We start from the raw sequence: 15,436 nt of genomic DNA, 5'->3' as shown, positions 1-15,436 counted from the left end.
GGAGGTAAAGCATGTTAACCATTTTAAAAGAATACATCGAAGGTGGTTACCAAATATCTGAATACAGTAGGGACGGGGTAAATGTTTCTCATACCGTCAAAGTCCCTATTCAAAGTGAGATGCCAGCAGAACCAGAACAGCAGGAACCAACCTTAGAAGACAAAATTAACTACATTTATTATAAAAATATGGGAGTGATTTAAGATGATTCAAGATTTAGCTAGATTGGTACGTTTGGGGATTATCACAGTAGAAAGTATTAAGGATGAATCTATCCGACAACAAGTCGAGTATGAATTGAACAAGTAATGTAACTCAAGAAGAGCAGGTGATTTGAATGCTTTTTGTAATTTGTGTTTTTATATTTCAATTAGCAATTGGTTCATATGTCCTAAAGGGAATGAAAGAGCTAATTGAACCCAAAGTAAAGATAAGGTAATAAACATCAGGAAGAAAATGCGCACTAGTGTGCATTAGTGTGTATTGATAAATGACAGTATGTGTTGGACAATATTACCATACATAAATGGGGGTGGTAATATTGGCAACGCAGCGGGTAAACATCACCTTAGATCCAAAAGTTTATGAAGAGTTTTGTAGAATAGCAGGTAAGAAAGGTATTAGAGTCTCCACCTGGATTAATGCCCAGATGATCGAATTCATCGAGGAAGAAAAAGTAATTGAAGAATATCGCAGGAAGAAGCGCTCTGAATAGGGTGCTTCTTTTAATTTGAGGAGGGAATATTAATGCACGAACAAATTGAGAAAAACTTCAAGTACCATCCACCTAAGGATCAAGAAACAGTTCTTGCTCACGAAACAGTTAGGAATGAGTGTAGACACTTAGCGAATACCCTTGATACATTATTGCCAAACAGCCGAGAAAAGTCTTTAGCAATGACTAAGTTAGAAGAAGTAATGATGTGGGCTAACGCTTCAATAGCACGTAACTAATTTTTATTGCGCATCATTATTTGTTATCACGGGTAAACCCTCATAAACGCTGATATATAGGGGTTTATGGATATACCCAAGATTAGGAAGATGAAACGCAACAAAACAAACACCTAAAAAGGTGTATTTTTTATGAACTTAGGGCTCATTTTGAGCCCTTTTTTGAGAGGGGAATGGGGAAAATGAAACATAACACGGATACGTTATGGGTAGCTATTACAGGCGGTGGAATTTCTTCTATTGCTTATTTACTTGGGGGAATTGATAAATTGTTAATTGCTTTTGTAATTCTCATGACACTGGATTATTTAACCGGCGTTTCTGCAGCGTTTTATGACAAAAAGGTATCTTCTAAATCTGCTTTTAAAGGGCTAATGAAGAAAGGGGCAATGTTTTCCCTGGTCATCGTTGCTACTCAGATGGATATCATCTTGGGGAACGAAGGACAGTTCATTCGTTATGCCATGCTAATGTTTTTAATTGGTACCGAAGGAATTAGCTTAATCGAAAATCTGGGCAGACTCGATGTGAAGCTGCCAAAGTTTTTATCCGATAAATTTATTCAACTTAAAGATGAGCACGATAAACTGAGCAAATAAAGTTGGAAGGGGAGATTCGTATGGTTAAAAAAGTGAAGTGGGATCCTGGGCATGGTGGTTCTGATCCGGGTGCAGTCGGCAATGCATTATTAGAAAAGGTCCTTACTCATAAAATTGTTGGATACGCCATGGACTATCTGGAAGCAAACTTCACAGGATTTACCCAGAGTACAACCAGGGGTGGTGATCAAACCCTATCGTTAACCCAAAGAACTGATCAGGCAAATAAAGAAGGAGCTGATGTGTTCGTCAGCGTGCATATAAATGCTGGCGGAGGAAAGGGCTTTGAATCCTTTATCTATAATGGATCTATTAGCAGTGCAACTCAAGCTTTCCAGAACACACTCCACGCTGAAGTTATGGCTGCCATGAGAAAAGATGGTGTAACATCTGATAGAGGTAAAAAACGAGCAAACTTTGCTGTGTTGAGACAAACAAAAATGGTGGCCTGCTTAACGGAAAACCTATTTATTGATACTTCAGATGCTAATTTTCTAAAGAAGGAAGCATTCTTAAAAGCTGTTGGTGAGGCGCATGCCCGAGGTGTTGCAAAGTTCCTTGGTCTACCTGTGAAGAAGTCTAAGCCAGCTGCACCAAAAACATCTTCATCTACAACGGGCTCTCTCTATAAGGTCCAAGTTGGTGCGTTTGCAGAAAGAGCTAATGCAGATAGATTGGCAGCGGAACTAAAAGCCAAAGGGTATCCGGTGCATATTGTAAAGCAGTGATTTTTAAACCCTTCTCTTTAGAGAGGGGTTTTATTTTTAAATCATTAGCTGTAAAATATTACATATGTATGTATAAATTTGAAGGAGGGGAAGAGATGGGTTGGAAAGATATCTTTAAAGTAAGGATTCCGATTACTGTTTTGGCAGGAGGCCAAATCTTAACAGACAAGAAATTAGCTGTACCCATTCAGTCAGTTAATTTTTCACAAGGTAAAAACCCGGGTGAAATTGTCGCCAACGTACCTTTTGCGGGTGAGAAAGTCTTCAACTTTACTAATATTGAATGGGAGGAGTCCCATAGCAGAAGTGCTGGTAAGGCTGCAGCGGGAGCTATTATCGGTTCAGTAGCTGGCCCGGTAGGTACGATTGCAGGAGCTGCACTTGGAGGAAAGAAAAAGGATACGTCTAAAGCATTTATGTATCTTGTTGATCAGGAAGGTCAGGAACATCGTGTTCATATTAAATGTGATGAGAAAACCTATGTTCAACTAGCGTCCTTTATAGGATAGGAGGAAATTATGCCTTTACAAGCCTGCATCAAATGCTATCGTGTATGGGAAGCAAGAAAAGTGTGGCTTGATGGAATAGATATGGAAAACCTTAAGAATTACAATCAGACATTTGTTATCTGTAGCGATTGTAATACAGGAAAAGAAGAAAGTGTTTTAAAAAATTCTGATGGTACATTCAAGATTAACTAAAAGCCCTTCTCAATCGAGAGGGGCTTTATTTGCTTGCTTATTTTTAGTTAAGACGAAGTACGTCCGCGTAATCATAAGAAATGATCTCTCTATCTTCTGTATTAATCCAACCATCTTCTTCATGAGAATAGTCACTGATAGCACGTGAACCATAACCTTTAAAATGGCTATTAACTTTTTCAAGAATTTCTAATTCTTCATCAGTAAAAACAGTTGGATCATACTCTTTTTTAGAGTTAATAGTTATAAGTGTGTATTCATTATATGCATCATAATTTGTCGTTATTAAATCATTCTTCTCTATGCTGGATAAAAGTAGGTCATGATCTTTGGGAACTGGCCCAAAGGGCAATTTAACGTATGGCGTACCACTAACCGAAACAAGGTTCCTTTTATAACTTAGAAAGTCTGTATAAAACAATAGCTTCATTAGTTTTGTCTTAAGTACTCCATTTTGTGAAAAGTAAAGTATCATGTTAATCAATTTATTTAAATCAAATGAACTAAATCCCGATTCGATTGTTTTTTCATGCAATTTATAATTAATATTTAATGCTTCTACTAATCCTTTTTCAACATTATGTTGATCTGTATTTGATAACTTTTCATTTATTTTTGCTTGTTCTTTTTCATTAAACTTATGTTTATTGAATCTATAAAATTCATCAATTGCCTCTGGATGGTCTTTTAACCGTTTTAATACCGACATATGGGAGGAGTCAGGTAAGTATTTACCTGTTTCGTAACGTGCTATAGTGGATTTGCTCCATCCAAGTATACGAGCAAACAAGTCCATGGATAAGCCATATTGGTTACGGATAGACTTGATGTCATCAAGGGACAATCCAACCCTTTCCTCATACATCTTTGTAAGCGTTTCCATAGTCTCCGTATCCAATATTTCATCGTATAAATCCTCACCACAAGGGCATTGTAAAACTCTTTCATTTATTTCAAAGGTTTCTCCTTTGAAGGTATATGAAGACTGACGATCAATAACAATCGCATCTACATCTTTTTGACAGTGATCACAGTATTTTTTCTTTGATGCTACCATAGTAGTGTCCTCCATAGTTTATTCCTCCAACACTTAGATTTTAAGGATTAGAATAATAAATAATTTACCAATCCTTATGGAAAGATAAACACACACAACCCCGGTGGTCAATTTTCAATTTGATGTAAGTCATAACATCGTTAATTTCTTTCTTGAAAATCCAAATAACCTTACCATCTTTGGGTCTATTAACATCGGTACACGGTCCATCGAAATAGTCATTCGGTGTTAGCTTTAATGCTTCATCCCACGCTTGGCCTGGGTTTCTTAGCCCGATTTCCAATAAAGCCTCTTTCCATTTTATCTGCTTCCCAGATGGATGAGTGTATGTTCTCGGAATAAATTCTTTTCTGCCTTCAGAGATGAGTTTTTTTGCTTCCCTTAAAAAAGCAGTTTTGTTAATATTTGACAACTGCTGACGTGATTAATTTCATTAAAATCATCTCCGATAGTAGTAGTATATACAAAGTTGGTATCAATTGATACCAAAAAGTTATCGATTCGACAAAAGTTTTAATTTTTCGACAAATTCCAAGTAAAGTGCAAGGTGGTAATAAAAAACAGAGGACAAAACAATTATAAATGATTATAAGAGAACTGAATATATTTATCCAAAAAAATTCCAATACTTTATACCTAAGAAAATTAAAAAGGTAAATTATCTTCAGGCAGAACAGGTTCAATTTCTCTTACTATCTGAGTTATATCGTTTTCCTCGTTCCAGGTAACCTTTTCAATAATGGTTTCCCTTTGACCAGTTTCGCTTTTTTGCTGCTGGATCCATTCATAAGCAACCACAGCCACTGCGAAATCTGGATCCTTCTTAAATTCACTATCCCTAACATGAAATTCTCCATTTCTAAATCCGCGGTTACCTTCCACATTAAGAATTGTTTGGATTACTACTTTCATTTTCTTTCTCCCGTATTTTCGTCTCAGACTTGTTAATGTATTTAGTAATGTCATCATACCAGATTTCCTCTATGGGCAACCCCAGTTCCTGGGCAATTATGTAGGCGTTTTGCAGTGTGGGAATAGTTCCCCGATATATAGCGCTCATGGTAGTAGCGCTAATTCCATACTTCCTAACAAGGTGGCTCTGTTTAATTCCTCTTTCATCAAATATTTCTTTGACCCTCGATTTCATCATGATTTCACCTCAGTGTATTACTTCGGCAAAAATAAAATTTTCCCTCTTTGCAAGTGGACTGGCAATAAATTAGGTGTACGCACATAAATATTTATCAAGCAGGTTAGAACAGCTTCGTATCTGCTTACTCACGATAACCACTTGTGAAGGAGGTAGGAAGCAATGAAGATCGAAAGAGTGGCATTATGTCTCAATGTCGAGGATCCCGACCAGAAGGAATTGCATGATTTCTTAACTAAGCTGCCAAATGGGAAGAAGCGAAATGGAAGTGCCTTTCTGAAAACACTGCTTGATCGAGAATACCAAAAGAAACGTGATTGGTATCTGTCTGAAAGAAGTAAATTTGAACATGAAAAAAGGGCGCAAGAAGCACCCAAAGGAACTGTTATAAAAAGTAATAATGGTGGAATTCGATATCAGGTAAATAAAGATTAGCAGGCCAATACGTTTACTAAAACACCTATGGCCGCACCAGCAGCTGCTCCAATTAAGAAGAACATGAAATTCATCTCCTTTTTATGCTTTGGTTATTATCTTGTTCCAAAATGCTTTGCCTTATACGAGGGAGGTTTTGAAAATGAAGCGGACTGAAATAATTGATTTTCGCTCATTCGTGAGAAATGATTATAAACAATTTGATTTGACTACTTTGAAAATCGTTAGCTTAGGCGGCAGTATTTTTGCAGTGATGATTCCGAGGACTGCAATGGCTGCTACAGCTGATGCAACCTTTGGACGAATCTGGCCCACTGTCTTAAATATCGTTGATTGGATCTGCGTAGGTGTATTTGTATTTGCCGGTGTTTCCTGGATGTTCGGTCACCGATCCAAAGCACTGGAGCTTATCATAGGCGGAGCTGCAGGGTATATTTTGGCACGGCATGCTGTCGATATCATGGAATGGCTGAGAACACTTTAGGAGGTGGACCTGGTGAAATTTAAAATTACAAGTCCTTATGGCGAATTGACAGAAGTTCGAAATAATATCCCGCATCACGGTATCGATCTTGCTATGCCTGAAGGCACTCCTCTTCGATCTATAGGAGATGGCGTTGTGGAGAATGTCCTGGACCTTGGCGGGGAGAATCTCGGGAAAGGGGTTATCATCAAGTTTGAGGATGGGACCACAGGCATATATGGCCACATGAGTGAAATTGATGTTAGAGCAGGAGAAGTGATTAAGGAAGGCGATCTGCTTGGTCTTAGCGGAAATTCAGGATTCTCAACCGGTCCACACTTGCACTTCGGGCTAAAAGATGGAGCTGGCAATTGGTCTGATCACACAACAATCGTAGAAAAGGTTGATGCAATGAGTGGAGACGCCAGCTTTGGTTTTGGTTCCTGGTTTCTTGATAAATATAATGGGTTTGCAGATCGAGTAATTGGCGGGCAGGTTGAGTTTATTCTTAAACCGATTGGAAATATGCTGCGTGATAGTCTTTTGGAGATCGGCAGGATACTCACCGAATTCATGCCTGAAATTGGGGGATGCATCACGGTCATATGTGCAGTAGGAATTATGTTTACTGGAAATGCGCCTAAATGGCTTGCAAGATGGGGAGTTGGAATGATGGGGGTGATCATATGGCTAACCGCAAAATAAAAGCCATTAAGATAAGTGAATACTTTTCCATTCAGAAAAATGAAATGGTTACCTATAAAATTACTCCGAACATTTCACTTAGCAATAATCAAAATACAAAAATGTGGAGAATGCTGCACAAAATTTATGAAGTGTATGAGTCTCCTTTATCTCGCATTTCTCGAAATGGATTTCAATTCTCATTCCGGGAAAGGGATACGATTTGGTACGATGTTGTTTTTAAATACGTGAATGGAAAGAAGGTTGTAGAGTTTTATCTCAGCACACCGAAGATTTGGTCGGTGAAACTTCGGGAAGTCATTGAAAATTATATGAAGGTAACTGTTGAGGAAGTGGAAACATCGGCTCTATCAATTCCATCTGGGGATATCAAACTCAGAGAGGTCCGCCTTCAAAGACACGATATTTTTAGCTTGCGCACTAATGCCTCTGAACAGACATCCCCAATAGGATCTATTATGAATACATTGAATGATATATCTGCAGAAGGGGATTTCGCCAGACTATCGGTATGCACAGAAGCATTTGGCAGAAAAGCATGGGCGAAAAATGCTTCCTGGGCACATGAAAAGCTATCGAAGGGAATAATGCCGCAACGGGCAAGGATCACTCCAGGTAAGGTCCTATCTGTTCTGCAGAATGGATTGATTGTGTTTTTGAACGAAGTTTACGACTTAATTAATGATACGCTAAATGCCATATCAAATGTATTCTTCAAAAGCGAAAGGGATTTTGAAAAGAAAAAAGCAGTAAATAAAAAACAGGCACTGATGGAAGAAATACATGCAACCAGGGCTTCCCCTAAATCGAATGAAAAAGTAAACCAGCCAGTTTGGAAAGTATATATCCGTCTCGCTGCCGTTACAAATGAACCTTTGCGCTCAGAATTAATCCTTAATACAGAAAGCAGTGCCTTTACTGAGATAGCAGGTGATAATGAACTGCTACCTGTTAAAATTCGCTTTAAAAAGCGCAGGAATGAAGTAATTGAGGAGCTTAACACTTTACATCTATCCAGGACAACAAAAGCCAACGGGGACGTATCCCTGCTCTCTTGCGATGAACTATCAAAGGTATCTCTGCAATTACCCACTTCTGCTGTTCAAATGAAATTTGAAGATGCCTTATCAGTCAATAAAAAGGTAGAAACGGAAATAGCGACAATTTTTAGGCACAAAGAGCAGAAAGAAAAAGTAATTATCGACGGTATTGAAATTTCTATTGGTTCAAACAAAATCACCTCAGCTAAAGAAAAGATAAAAACAGAAAAACAAAGGAACAGCACACTACTTGTTGGCCAAAGTGAACATAAAGGCTTAAAAATTCCTATTGGCATTCCTCTCAGCAATCCAAATGAGTTCTATAAAGGATACGTATTCCAGGGGCAAATGGGGTGTGGAAAAGACACAGCTATTCAAAATTTTGTTACTGAAGGGTGCCTGAAGCAGAATATCTCTTTCGTTGTTATCGACCAGGTAAATAAAGAAGGAAGAGAAGGAATGGCAAATGGGATCCGTGATTCCCTTCCTCCAGATAAAATAGTGGATATTGATTTATCAAATGAGAAGTATTTACCGCCTTTAGATCTTACTGAGGTTATGGCCAAATTAGGAAGAAAGGGAGCTGACCGTTTTGCCAATGAATTGATTCAATTTCTTGATATCGATGATATGGGGCAAAGCAGAAAAGTTCTAAGGAACTTTGCCAAAGCATGCAACGGATCACTGTATCAGCTGCAGCAATTGCTGGAGGATGAGGCCTACAGGGTGAACCGTATTAATGAGCTGCGTGCAGAAGGAAATAATCGGCTTGCTGATGAGCTTGATAGGTATACCACGATTGTAGAGCAAGATGTTAAAACCAATGCCAAGGGCGAAATATCTGTTAAGGATAAAGTAGTTAGAGATGGCCAAAAAACACTGGATGGAAAATCAGGTGCTATTCTGAATCGACTTGACGCCTTTCTGGGAGACGATACCCTTTATAATATTTTCGCTCAGCCTCCAAAGGAGGAAATGAATTTTGAGAAATGGATGAGAGAAGGTAAAACCATTATTATTCGAGTACCTGATCGAGTTTTATCCCAGCTTGCTGTTAAAACTTTAGTTCACTGGATTACTTTAAAGGTACTGATGACAAGACTATTAATGGACAATGAAAGCCAATCAAACGGAGCCTTTATTATCTTTAATGAGCCACAGACCTATTTAAAAGAAAACTCAGGTTTAGCCGATCTAATGGCGAGAATAGCAGTTCAGGGAAGAAAGGAAAGATTAGGCTCTATATTCGCGTGCCACCACATAGGGCAAATTAAAGAAATTTCAGAGGATTTAATAAGCGGAGGGGTTCATTGGTTCCTATTTAAAAATGATAACAAGAAAACGTTTGAAGCTCTTGAAACGGAGTTAAAGCCAAACTTTGATGTGGAAGCGGCCATGCGGACAGAAAAGCATCACGCTATTTGCATCTGGAACTTCGGCGGGGATCGTAAGCCTGCATTTCTTGTGAGAATGCTGAAGCCGAGTTACAAGAGGTACCAGGCATATGACAATTCGTTTTTAACCAAACGTCACTCCCAGCTTTTTGGCAGATCGATTGAAAAAATTGAAGAGATCATTTATGAAAGTGCAGGTGGATAAAATAACTGCGCTTTTTTCTTTTTCTTGGGGGTGGACCTGCAACATTTGGGAATGGCCAGCATATGCTTAATGCATAGTGCGAGCGTGCAAGAAGCTTTCTTGGAATTTTTATGCCCTCTTCCCATCGGATAGAGGGCTTTATTTTGAACGGTAGTTCCTAACCAAATCGCCTCTGGTTAACTCCTGAAATGGATCCAATCATATTGCCGAAATTGCTCTCATAGAATGAATGGGAAACATTTACTTCTGGGGAGTGAACAACATGAGTGATTATAAAACAGGGAATTCTGGTTCATTGTACGATTATGATGGACGTAACTCTTACGAATGTTCAGACTGCCGGCAAAAATTAAGTGATAATGAAACTTACGAGGCTTATGGGAAGATTTATTGTGGATCATGTTATCAAAACCAGTAACAATAGGTAAAAATAAGTAAAAACACGGCACGTTTCTGATGCCGTGTTATTTTTTTTTGATTAGGGGTTATCCATTATATTTATTGAAATGATGATGGTTTTATTGGTGATTTCGGTGCTTTTGATCATCACCATTCCGAATGTAACGAAACACAATTCTAAAATAAACAGCAAGGGATGCGATGCGTTTGTTAAAATGGTGCAGGCCCAGGTTCAGGCATATGAAATTGACCATAAAGAGCTTCCTTCGGATATACAGGATTTAGTGGATGCTGAATACCTCAATGCTGAAACCACTTCTTGTCCAAATGGAGATGCCATTAAGATTTCTGCAGAGGGGAAGGTTGAATCTGCAGGATCATGATAAAAAACAAAGAAGGCTTTACATTTATAGAGACTCTATTCATTTTCAGTATTTTCCTTATTATTGCCACGATTACAGCTGTCCTTCTAAAACCGCAATTCCTCTATCTTGAAAAGATGATGTTCTTTTCCCAATTTAAGTCTGACCTGCTTTATGCCCAAAACTATGCCATAACACATCAGACAGATGTAGCTATTCAAATTGTTCCCGAGGAGAACCGGTATTTTGCTCAGGTAAAGCTTGTTGCTGATCCTATCATCAGCAGAGAATATCCGGGAATCATTGAGATTAAGGAGGGTACCATGCCATTGTTTTTTCTATATGGGCCAGGCGGTATTACAAATAAATTCGGTACCTTCTATGTCAAAGCAGACAATGAACAATACAAAATTACCTTTTTAATCGGAAGAGGGAGATTTTATGTGGAGAAGGAATGAAGGCTTCTTTTTGGCAGAGCTCTTGCTGTCTTTATCAGGAATGCTGCTTGCAGCGGGCATAATGTTTCCTCTTGTCATTAAAGCTATTGAACATTCTGAAGAGGTAAAACAGGATTACGACAGCACACAGCTGCTTTATGAGAGTCTTCAGCAGGCAGCCTGGGAAGGGAGTTTTCCTGAGGGGAAGATTATAAAAAAAAATCAAACCGTCTATGAAATATTCCCTAAAGAAAACCCAGGATTGAGGGAGGTTTGTATAAAATATGAAAATATACGTGATAGACCGAAAGAAAAGTGTGAAGTACTTCAATAATAATGGATTTACCATGCTTGAAATGCTGTTTGCATTTTCAATATTCTTAATGATCGTTACCTTTTTGCCGGTCAGCTTTAATTTCCTCTTTCAGGACTGGAAAATGGAAGCAAGGACACAAAGACTTGAATGGCATGTATTTATCAATCAGCTCAAAAAAGAGATCAGACTTGCTGATTCTGCAGATATTTCACCTGTTTCCATTGTATTAACGATAGACGGGAAAAGCGTGATTTATGAAAAATATGGTTCCAATTTGAGGAGACGAGTGGATATGAAAGGCCATGAAATTGTCCTGCAGAAACTTGATAGAATAACATTCAGTTCCATTAATGGCGGAATTGTAATAAATGTATCGGATAGTTTTGATCAGGAGCATTCGGCCTGTCTTTATTACCTGAGGAATATGGAGGATATTGATGTACCATAATCAGGAGGGATTTTCTTACCCTCTTACTTTAACAATCATTCTGGCTGCACTCTTTCTACTTACGATTCAATTAGATCAGTTTATTTCTGAGAAAAGGATAGTGAATCAGGCTGAAACCGTCATGATGCAGGAGTATTACTTATTGTGTTCCTTAAAAAAAACTGAAAAAATGCTTAGCGAAAATATAGACCAGGATAAGTCAGGAATTTTTTCGTTTAGAAATGGATCTGTTTCATATGAAATCTCACCAGTGGCAACAAGCATAATTCAAATTACCCTCAAAACCAAAATTGGCTCTGATAAGGAAATTTCCGGATATGCTTATTATGACAAAGATCTGCAAAAAATGATAAAATGGATTGAAAAAAACTGAGTGGGGATAAAGATGAAGCCAATTTACTTAATCGGATTCATGGGTGCCGGCAAAACAACAATTGGAAAAGAGCTTGCATCCTGCTTAAATCAGGAAGTAATCGATACAGATGAAGAAATAGTTAAGCGGGAGAAGAAAAATATTAATGATATTTTTGAAGAGCATGGAGAAGGATACTTCAGAAATCTTGAAACGCTTATATTAAATGAATTTGATAATAGAGCAGGAATTGTTACTACTGGCGGGGGAATTGTGGTGAAGCCTGAAAACAGAAAAATGCTGAATGAAAAAGGAATCGTTTTCTTCCTTTATGCATCGCCGGATGAAATATTTAAACGGATTGAAAATGATCATTCCAGACCGCTGCTGAAAGGCGATAAAAAAAAGCTGATACAGGAACTTTATGAAAAAAGGATGCCGCTTTATAAAGAAACCGCCCATGTGGTCATTGATACCACTAATAAAGATAAAGCAGAAATAATTCAAGAAATAATAGATGGTTTAGGTTGAAAAATCGTTGGACATACTTGTAAATGATAAATAGCAAGCTGTAATTGCAATGTGAAGAAAAAGGCAGGTATGATAAATGAAATCCAACGATTATGTAAAGTATCTAACACAGACAGTAGTAAAATATATAGATCAGCCCAAAGATGAAAGAAAACGGCATAGAACACAGAAAAAGGACATGAAGGAGCCGTTTTTATTCAGGTGGTTTGGCATGTTTTCATATCTTTTCTATTTGGGCATGAGAAGAAAAAAGCATAAATAGACTTCATGCAAAAAACCGGCAATGTCTGCCGGTTTTTTGTGTGATATCATACTGCGCTGTCTGTCAGATAAAAGAGGCCTCCATTTATTATAGAGATATTAATCTTTGGCTCATATTGCTCTTGAAGGGCTGCTTTCTCGTTTTCATAGCTTTCTCCCTTTTCTTCTGCATCTTCATAAAAATGTTCAAGAAGGTTGAGATCTTTTTGCCAGCGCTTACGGGCTTCATCAGCCCATACATGTTCTTCTTGCTCAATTTCGGACTTTATGAAATTAGCTACCCTGAATACACCGCTCCCCGGCATAATGAGCGGAGACAGAGTGAAAGAGTAGTCGGGAATCTTTGGTGTAAGGCTCATGCCAAGCAACCTGTCATGAAAGCTTTCGACCATTTGCCCATTTATTAATTGGAGGCCGATGGATTTAAAGACATCTCTTTTTCGGTCGCATTGATAAGATACGCGGACGTTCATTCCCAGCCATGGCCTTAATGGAACCTGCATTTCTGGTGCCTGCCGGTGGTTTTCATATAATCGTATATAGCCTGCCAGGTTACGGGCTGAATCAAAGATCTGGTGAAGTCTGGGAGAGCCAAAATGAACGACTTCCCCCTTAATATGCGCAGGGGCGAGCTGCTGGTTGGTAATAAGTGTAAGCTGCATGGGGTTAGGAACTCCGCCTGTTTTTTCGAGATAATGCCAATAAAAGGGGCGATTCATTAATTCCTTATCCAAATCAATCGTCAGTTGTACGGTTATATACCCCGGACCTTTAGCAATTATTTCGCATCCATTTGCGTGAAAATACCTTTCAAGGAATTTATGAATTTCCTGTTGCTGCATTCAGTCCACCTTCTTTCATATCCTCAGCAAATTGAATCATGCTCGTCAGATTCTCCATTTTGATTCGCATTTCACCTTCTGAAGCTGATCTTCCGAAAATATCAACAAGGTGATCGTCAATACTTCCAAATTCTAGTTTTGTTAAAATATCATCCAGATCACCTATGACCTTTTCAAAAAGATGTATTTTCTCGTATAAAAGCTTCATTACATGTTCTTCGACTGTATCTTTCGTGGCAAAATTATAAATCATGACATCCTTTTCCTGGCCAAGACGATGGATACGTCCTATCCTTTGTTCAAGACGCATTGGATTCCATGGTAGATCGAAATTAATGATATGATTGCAGAACTGCAGGTTTATCCCTTCTCCTCCTGCTTCTGTTGCAATCAGGACTTGAGCATTCTTTTGGAAAAGCTCCCTCATCCAGTCCTTTTTGCCCCTTTTAAATCCACCCCTGAAGGGCACAGATGTAATACCATATTGTTTTAAAAACCACTGAAGATACATTTGTGTTGCTCTGTATTCAGTAAAGATTATGACCTTGTCATTTATAGTCTGTATTAATTCCAGCGCTTTTTGAGCTTTGGAATTTTGCTGGACAGCTTCAACTTTTTTAACAAGGTACTGTATTTGTTCCTGAAAAGCTATTGAGGGCTGATCCTGTCTTTTTAGCATATTCTGAAGAGTAAAATAGACAGCTTCCCTGCTGCTGCACGCCTCTCTTTGCAGGGTCATCACTGAAAATTGGCTCGAACTGATCCAGTCACCTTCCCCCCGCATCTCTGTTACAGCGCTATAAAGCTCGCGCTCAGCCTCTGAAAATTCAATCGGTATTGTTTCCACATGTCTTTTGGTCCATTCAATTCCTGTATCTGCCCTGCGGTTGCGGATCATGACTTTGTTTACGAGTTCTTTTAGATGTGCATCATCATTTAAAGAACGCGAGTCTTTTTTGTAATTCTCATAAAAGGCTGATTCATTGCCCAGATGGCCAGGTTTGAGCAAAGACACAAGGTTAAATATCTCACTGATGCGATTCTGAATGGGTGTAGCAGTTAAAAGAAGGCAAAACTTCTTTTTAAGGTTTTGTACAAACTCATAGTTTTTGGTTTTATTATTTTTAAGCTTGTGAGCTTCGTCTATAATGATCAGATCATAATCCAGGCTGTAAATGATGTCCCGATGGGGATTGCGTTTGGCTGTATCAATGGATGATACCACTACATCGCATTGTTCCCATACATAGCTTTTTCGCTGTGCCACAGCCGGAATGAAAAATTTGCTGTTGAGCTCCATGGCCCACTGTGAAACGAGGGAAGCAGGAACGAGTATAAGGACTTTTTTTACGAGTCCCCTGATCATATATTCCTTTAATATCAGACCAGCTTCAATCGTTTTGCCGAGACCGACCTCATCAGCAAGGATCGCTTTGCCGTTCATGCTTTCTACAACCTGCTTGGCTACCTCCAGCTGATGGGGGAGGGGAGTAAGGTTCGGCAGATGCTTTGGAGCCTGAAGGCCTTCAAAATCAGGAATAGTCGTGTGGTTTTCAACCTCTACAGCCAGTTTATATAGCTCCCAGTTTCCCCATGGGCCGTCGTCATCAATTCTTTTTAAGAATTCATCCTGCCAGGCAGAATCAAAGCCAATTTGCACTGTCATAAAAACAGCTCCTTTTATCTATATAAAGATATTGCCCAAACCTTGTTAAGGTGGTACGATGTTAATAGCTTTGAAAGTTTAGAAAGTTAACACATTACATTTAGTTAACCGAAATAATGGATTCTTTATTTTTTCTGTTTGGTATAAGTATGACCAACTTGGAAAATTTTATAAATGCGAATGACAACAAGGGGAGAGACTACATTTGTAGCGCCGAAGGAGCAAGCATAATCTGTGAATCTCTCAGGCAAAAGAACTCTTGTTTGACGCAGCTCTGGAGAGTGCTTTTTAATAAGCCACCCAAGGGGAAAGCCGGTTTCGGTAAACTTTCAGGTGCAAGGACAGAGATCTTCTCATAATTGAGGGGATACTCTGTCCTTTTTTATGTTCC

General features: G+C 38.6%; 24 protein-coding genes and 1 riboswitch. Of the genes, 19 read left to right on the top strand and 5 right to left on the bottom strand.

The genetic code is table 11. The features are described from left to right. Positions 1 to 11: 11 nt before the first annotated feature. The 7 genes from ACEQ1T_RS05405 to ACEQ1T_RS05375 all read left to right on the top strand — a co-directional run bounded on the left by ACEQ1T_RS05405 (position 12) and on the right by ACEQ1T_RS05375 (position 2,982). Complete coding sequence (locus ACEQ1T_RS05405) at positions 12 to 203, top strand: hypothetical protein (protein ID WP_370221982.1); 192 nt, start codon at positions 12 to 14, stop codon at positions 201 to 203. 338 nt (positions 204 to 541) lie between these two features. Next, complete coding sequence (locus ACEQ1T_RS05400) at positions 542 to 715, top strand: hypothetical protein (RefSeq protein WP_370221981.1); 174 nt, start codon at positions 542 to 544, stop codon at positions 713 to 715. Between the two features lie 32 nt (positions 716 to 747). Beyond that, a complete protein-coding gene (locus ACEQ1T_RS05395; protein ID WP_370221980.1) occupies positions 748 to 954 on the top strand; it encodes a hypothetical protein in 207 nt (68 codons plus the stop codon). Positions 955 to 1,136: 182 nt separating this feature from the next. Further along, a complete protein-coding gene (locus ACEQ1T_RS05390; RefSeq protein WP_370221979.1) occupies positions 1,137 to 1,553 on the top strand; it encodes a holin family protein in 417 nt (138 codons plus the stop codon). 20 nt (positions 1,554 to 1,573) lie between these two features. Then, positions 1,574 to 2,281 carry an N-acetylmuramoyl-L-alanine amidase gene (locus ACEQ1T_RS05385; protein WP_370221978.1) on the top strand — a complete coding sequence of 236 codons (708 nt, stop codon included), beginning with the start codon at positions 1,574 to 1,576 and terminating at the stop codon, positions 2,279 to 2,281. 95 nt (positions 2,282 to 2,376) lie between these two features. Continuing rightward, the gene (locus ACEQ1T_RS05380; protein WP_370221977.1) at positions 2,377 to 2,790 is read left to right on the top strand and encodes a hypothetical protein; all 414 of its coding nucleotides are present in this window, start codon (positions 2,377 to 2,379) and stop codon (positions 2,788 to 2,790) included. Between the two features lie 9 nt (positions 2,791 to 2,799). Next, positions 2,800 to 2,982, top strand: a complete 183-nt coding sequence (locus tag ACEQ1T_RS05375) for a hypothetical protein (protein ID WP_370221975.1) — start codon at positions 2,800 to 2,802, stop codon at positions 2,980 to 2,982. A gap of 43 nt (positions 2,983 to 3,025) precedes the next feature. Here ACEQ1T_RS05375 and ACEQ1T_RS05370 read toward each other — a convergent pair whose 3' ends face one another. The 3 genes from ACEQ1T_RS05370 to ACEQ1T_RS05360 form a co-directional block, all read right to left on the bottom strand. Next, positions 3,026 to 4,039, bottom strand: coding sequence for a type II TA system antitoxin MqsA family protein (locus tag ACEQ1T_RS05370; RefSeq protein WP_370221974.1), 1,014 nt, complete (start codon positions 4,037 to 4,039; stop codon positions 3,026 to 3,028). Between the two features lie 645 nt (positions 4,040 to 4,684). Continuing rightward, the gene (locus tag ACEQ1T_RS05365; protein ID WP_370221973.1) at positions 4,685 to 4,951 is read right to left on the bottom strand and encodes a hypothetical protein; all 267 of its coding nucleotides are present in this window, start codon (positions 4,949 to 4,951) and stop codon (positions 4,685 to 4,687) included. Then, on the bottom strand, positions 4,923 to 5,189 hold the full coding sequence (locus ACEQ1T_RS05360; RefSeq protein ID WP_370221972.1) for a helix-turn-helix transcriptional regulator: 267 nt from the start codon (positions 5,187 to 5,189) through the stop codon (positions 4,923 to 4,925). Before ACEQ1T_RS05360 ends, ACEQ1T_RS05365 begins: the two co-directional genes overlap by 29 nt. 162 nt (positions 5,190 to 5,351) lie before the next feature. Here ACEQ1T_RS05360 and ACEQ1T_RS05355 point away from each other — a divergent pair, with 162 nt between their 5' ends. From ACEQ1T_RS05355 to ACEQ1T_RS05300, 12 genes are all read left to right on the top strand, one after another. Further along, positions 5,352 to 5,624 (top strand): hypothetical protein, encoded by a 273-nt coding sequence (locus tag ACEQ1T_RS05355; RefSeq protein WP_370221971.1) that lies wholly within the window; start codon positions 5,352 to 5,354, stop codon positions 5,622 to 5,624. A 142-nt stretch (positions 5,625 to 5,766) separates the two neighbouring features. Then, the gene (locus tag ACEQ1T_RS05350; protein WP_197199454.1) at positions 5,767 to 6,108 is read left to right on the top strand and encodes a glycosyltransferase; all 342 of its coding nucleotides are present in this window, start codon (positions 5,767 to 5,769) and stop codon (positions 6,106 to 6,108) included. Positions 6,109 to 6,120: 12 nt separating this feature from the next. Further along, the gene (locus tag ACEQ1T_RS05345) at positions 6,121 to 6,792 is read left to right on the top strand and encodes a M23 family metallopeptidase (RefSeq protein WP_370221970.1); all 672 of its coding nucleotides are present in this window, start codon (positions 6,121 to 6,123) and stop codon (positions 6,790 to 6,792) included. Next, complete coding sequence (locus ACEQ1T_RS05340; RefSeq protein WP_370221969.1) at positions 6,774 to 9,431, top strand: ATP-binding protein; 2,658 nt, start codon at positions 6,774 to 6,776, stop codon at positions 9,429 to 9,431. Before ACEQ1T_RS05345 ends, ACEQ1T_RS05340 begins: the two co-directional genes overlap by 19 nt. Positions 9,432 to 9,660: 229 nt before the next feature. Continuing rightward, positions 9,661 to 9,849: an LIM domain-containing protein gene (locus ACEQ1T_RS05335; RefSeq protein ID WP_370221968.1), complete on the top strand. Its 189-nt coding sequence runs from the start codon at positions 9,661 to 9,663 to the stop codon at positions 9,847 to 9,849. Positions 9,850 to 9,937: 88 nt separating this feature from the next. Beyond that, the gene (gene comGC / locus ACEQ1T_RS05330) at positions 9,938 to 10,213 is read left to right on the top strand and encodes a competence type IV pilus major pilin ComGC (protein ID WP_370221967.1); all 276 of its coding nucleotides are present in this window, start codon (positions 9,938 to 9,940) and stop codon (positions 10,211 to 10,213) included. Then, a complete protein-coding gene (gene comGD, locus ACEQ1T_RS05325) occupies positions 10,210 to 10,650 on the top strand; it encodes a competence type IV pilus minor pilin ComGD (protein ID WP_370221966.1) in 441 nt (146 codons plus the stop codon). The genes comGC and comGD overlap by 4 nt, the downstream gene beginning before the upstream one ends. Next, positions 10,634 to 10,963: a phosphatase gene (locus ACEQ1T_RS05320; protein WP_206838548.1), complete on the top strand. Its 330-nt coding sequence runs from the start codon at positions 10,634 to 10,636 to the stop codon at positions 10,961 to 10,963. The genes comGD and ACEQ1T_RS05320 overlap by 17 nt, the downstream gene beginning before the upstream one ends. Further along, positions 10,914 to 11,393, top strand: coding sequence for a competence type IV pilus minor pilin ComGF (gene comGF / locus ACEQ1T_RS05315; protein ID WP_244671124.1), 480 nt, complete (start codon positions 10,914 to 10,916; stop codon positions 11,391 to 11,393). The genes ACEQ1T_RS05320 and comGF overlap by 50 nt, the downstream gene beginning before the upstream one ends. Next, positions 11,383 to 11,766, top strand: a complete 384-nt coding sequence (comGG, locus tag ACEQ1T_RS05310; RefSeq protein WP_370221964.1) for a competence type IV pilus minor pilin ComGG — start codon at positions 11,383 to 11,385, stop codon at positions 11,764 to 11,766. Before comGF ends, comGG begins: the two co-directional genes overlap by 11 nt. 12 nt (positions 11,767 to 11,778) lie before the next feature. Continuing rightward, the gene (locus tag ACEQ1T_RS05305; RefSeq protein ID WP_206838544.1) at positions 11,779 to 12,276 is read left to right on the top strand and encodes a shikimate kinase; all 498 of its coding nucleotides are present in this window, start codon (positions 11,779 to 11,781) and stop codon (positions 12,274 to 12,276) included. A 76-nt stretch (positions 12,277 to 12,352) separates the two neighbouring features. Beyond that, positions 12,353 to 12,538, top strand: coding sequence for a YqzE family protein (locus ACEQ1T_RS05300; RefSeq protein WP_370221962.1), 186 nt, complete (start codon positions 12,353 to 12,355; stop codon positions 12,536 to 12,538). 46 nt (positions 12,539 to 12,584) lie between these two features. On the opposite strand, the gene ACEQ1T_RS05295 is transcribed toward ACEQ1T_RS05300, so the two are convergent. Next, entirely contained in the window at positions 12,585 to 13,379 is a 795-nt protein-coding gene (locus ACEQ1T_RS05295) for a YqhG family protein (RefSeq protein WP_370221961.1), read from the bottom strand. Beyond that, positions 13,357 to 15,045, bottom strand: a complete 1,689-nt coding sequence (locus ACEQ1T_RS05290) for a DEAD/DEAH box helicase (protein WP_206838538.1) — start codon at positions 15,043 to 15,045, stop codon at positions 13,357 to 13,359. The genes ACEQ1T_RS05295 and ACEQ1T_RS05290 overlap by 23 nt, the downstream gene beginning before the upstream one ends. Before the next feature lie 180 nt (positions 15,046 to 15,225). Further along, a riboswitch (glycine riboswitch) is annotated at positions 15,226 to 15,314 on the top strand. The last annotated feature ends 122 nt before the right edge of the window (positions 15,315 to 15,436 follow it).

Source organism: Cytobacillus sp., from assembly GCF_964223445.1.
Lineage (GTDB): Bacteria > Bacillota > Bacilli > Bacillales > Cytobacillaceae > Cytobacillus.
The sequence above is the reverse complement of the archived record's forward strand: the minus strand, read 5'-3'. Positions and strand labels throughout refer to the sequence as shown.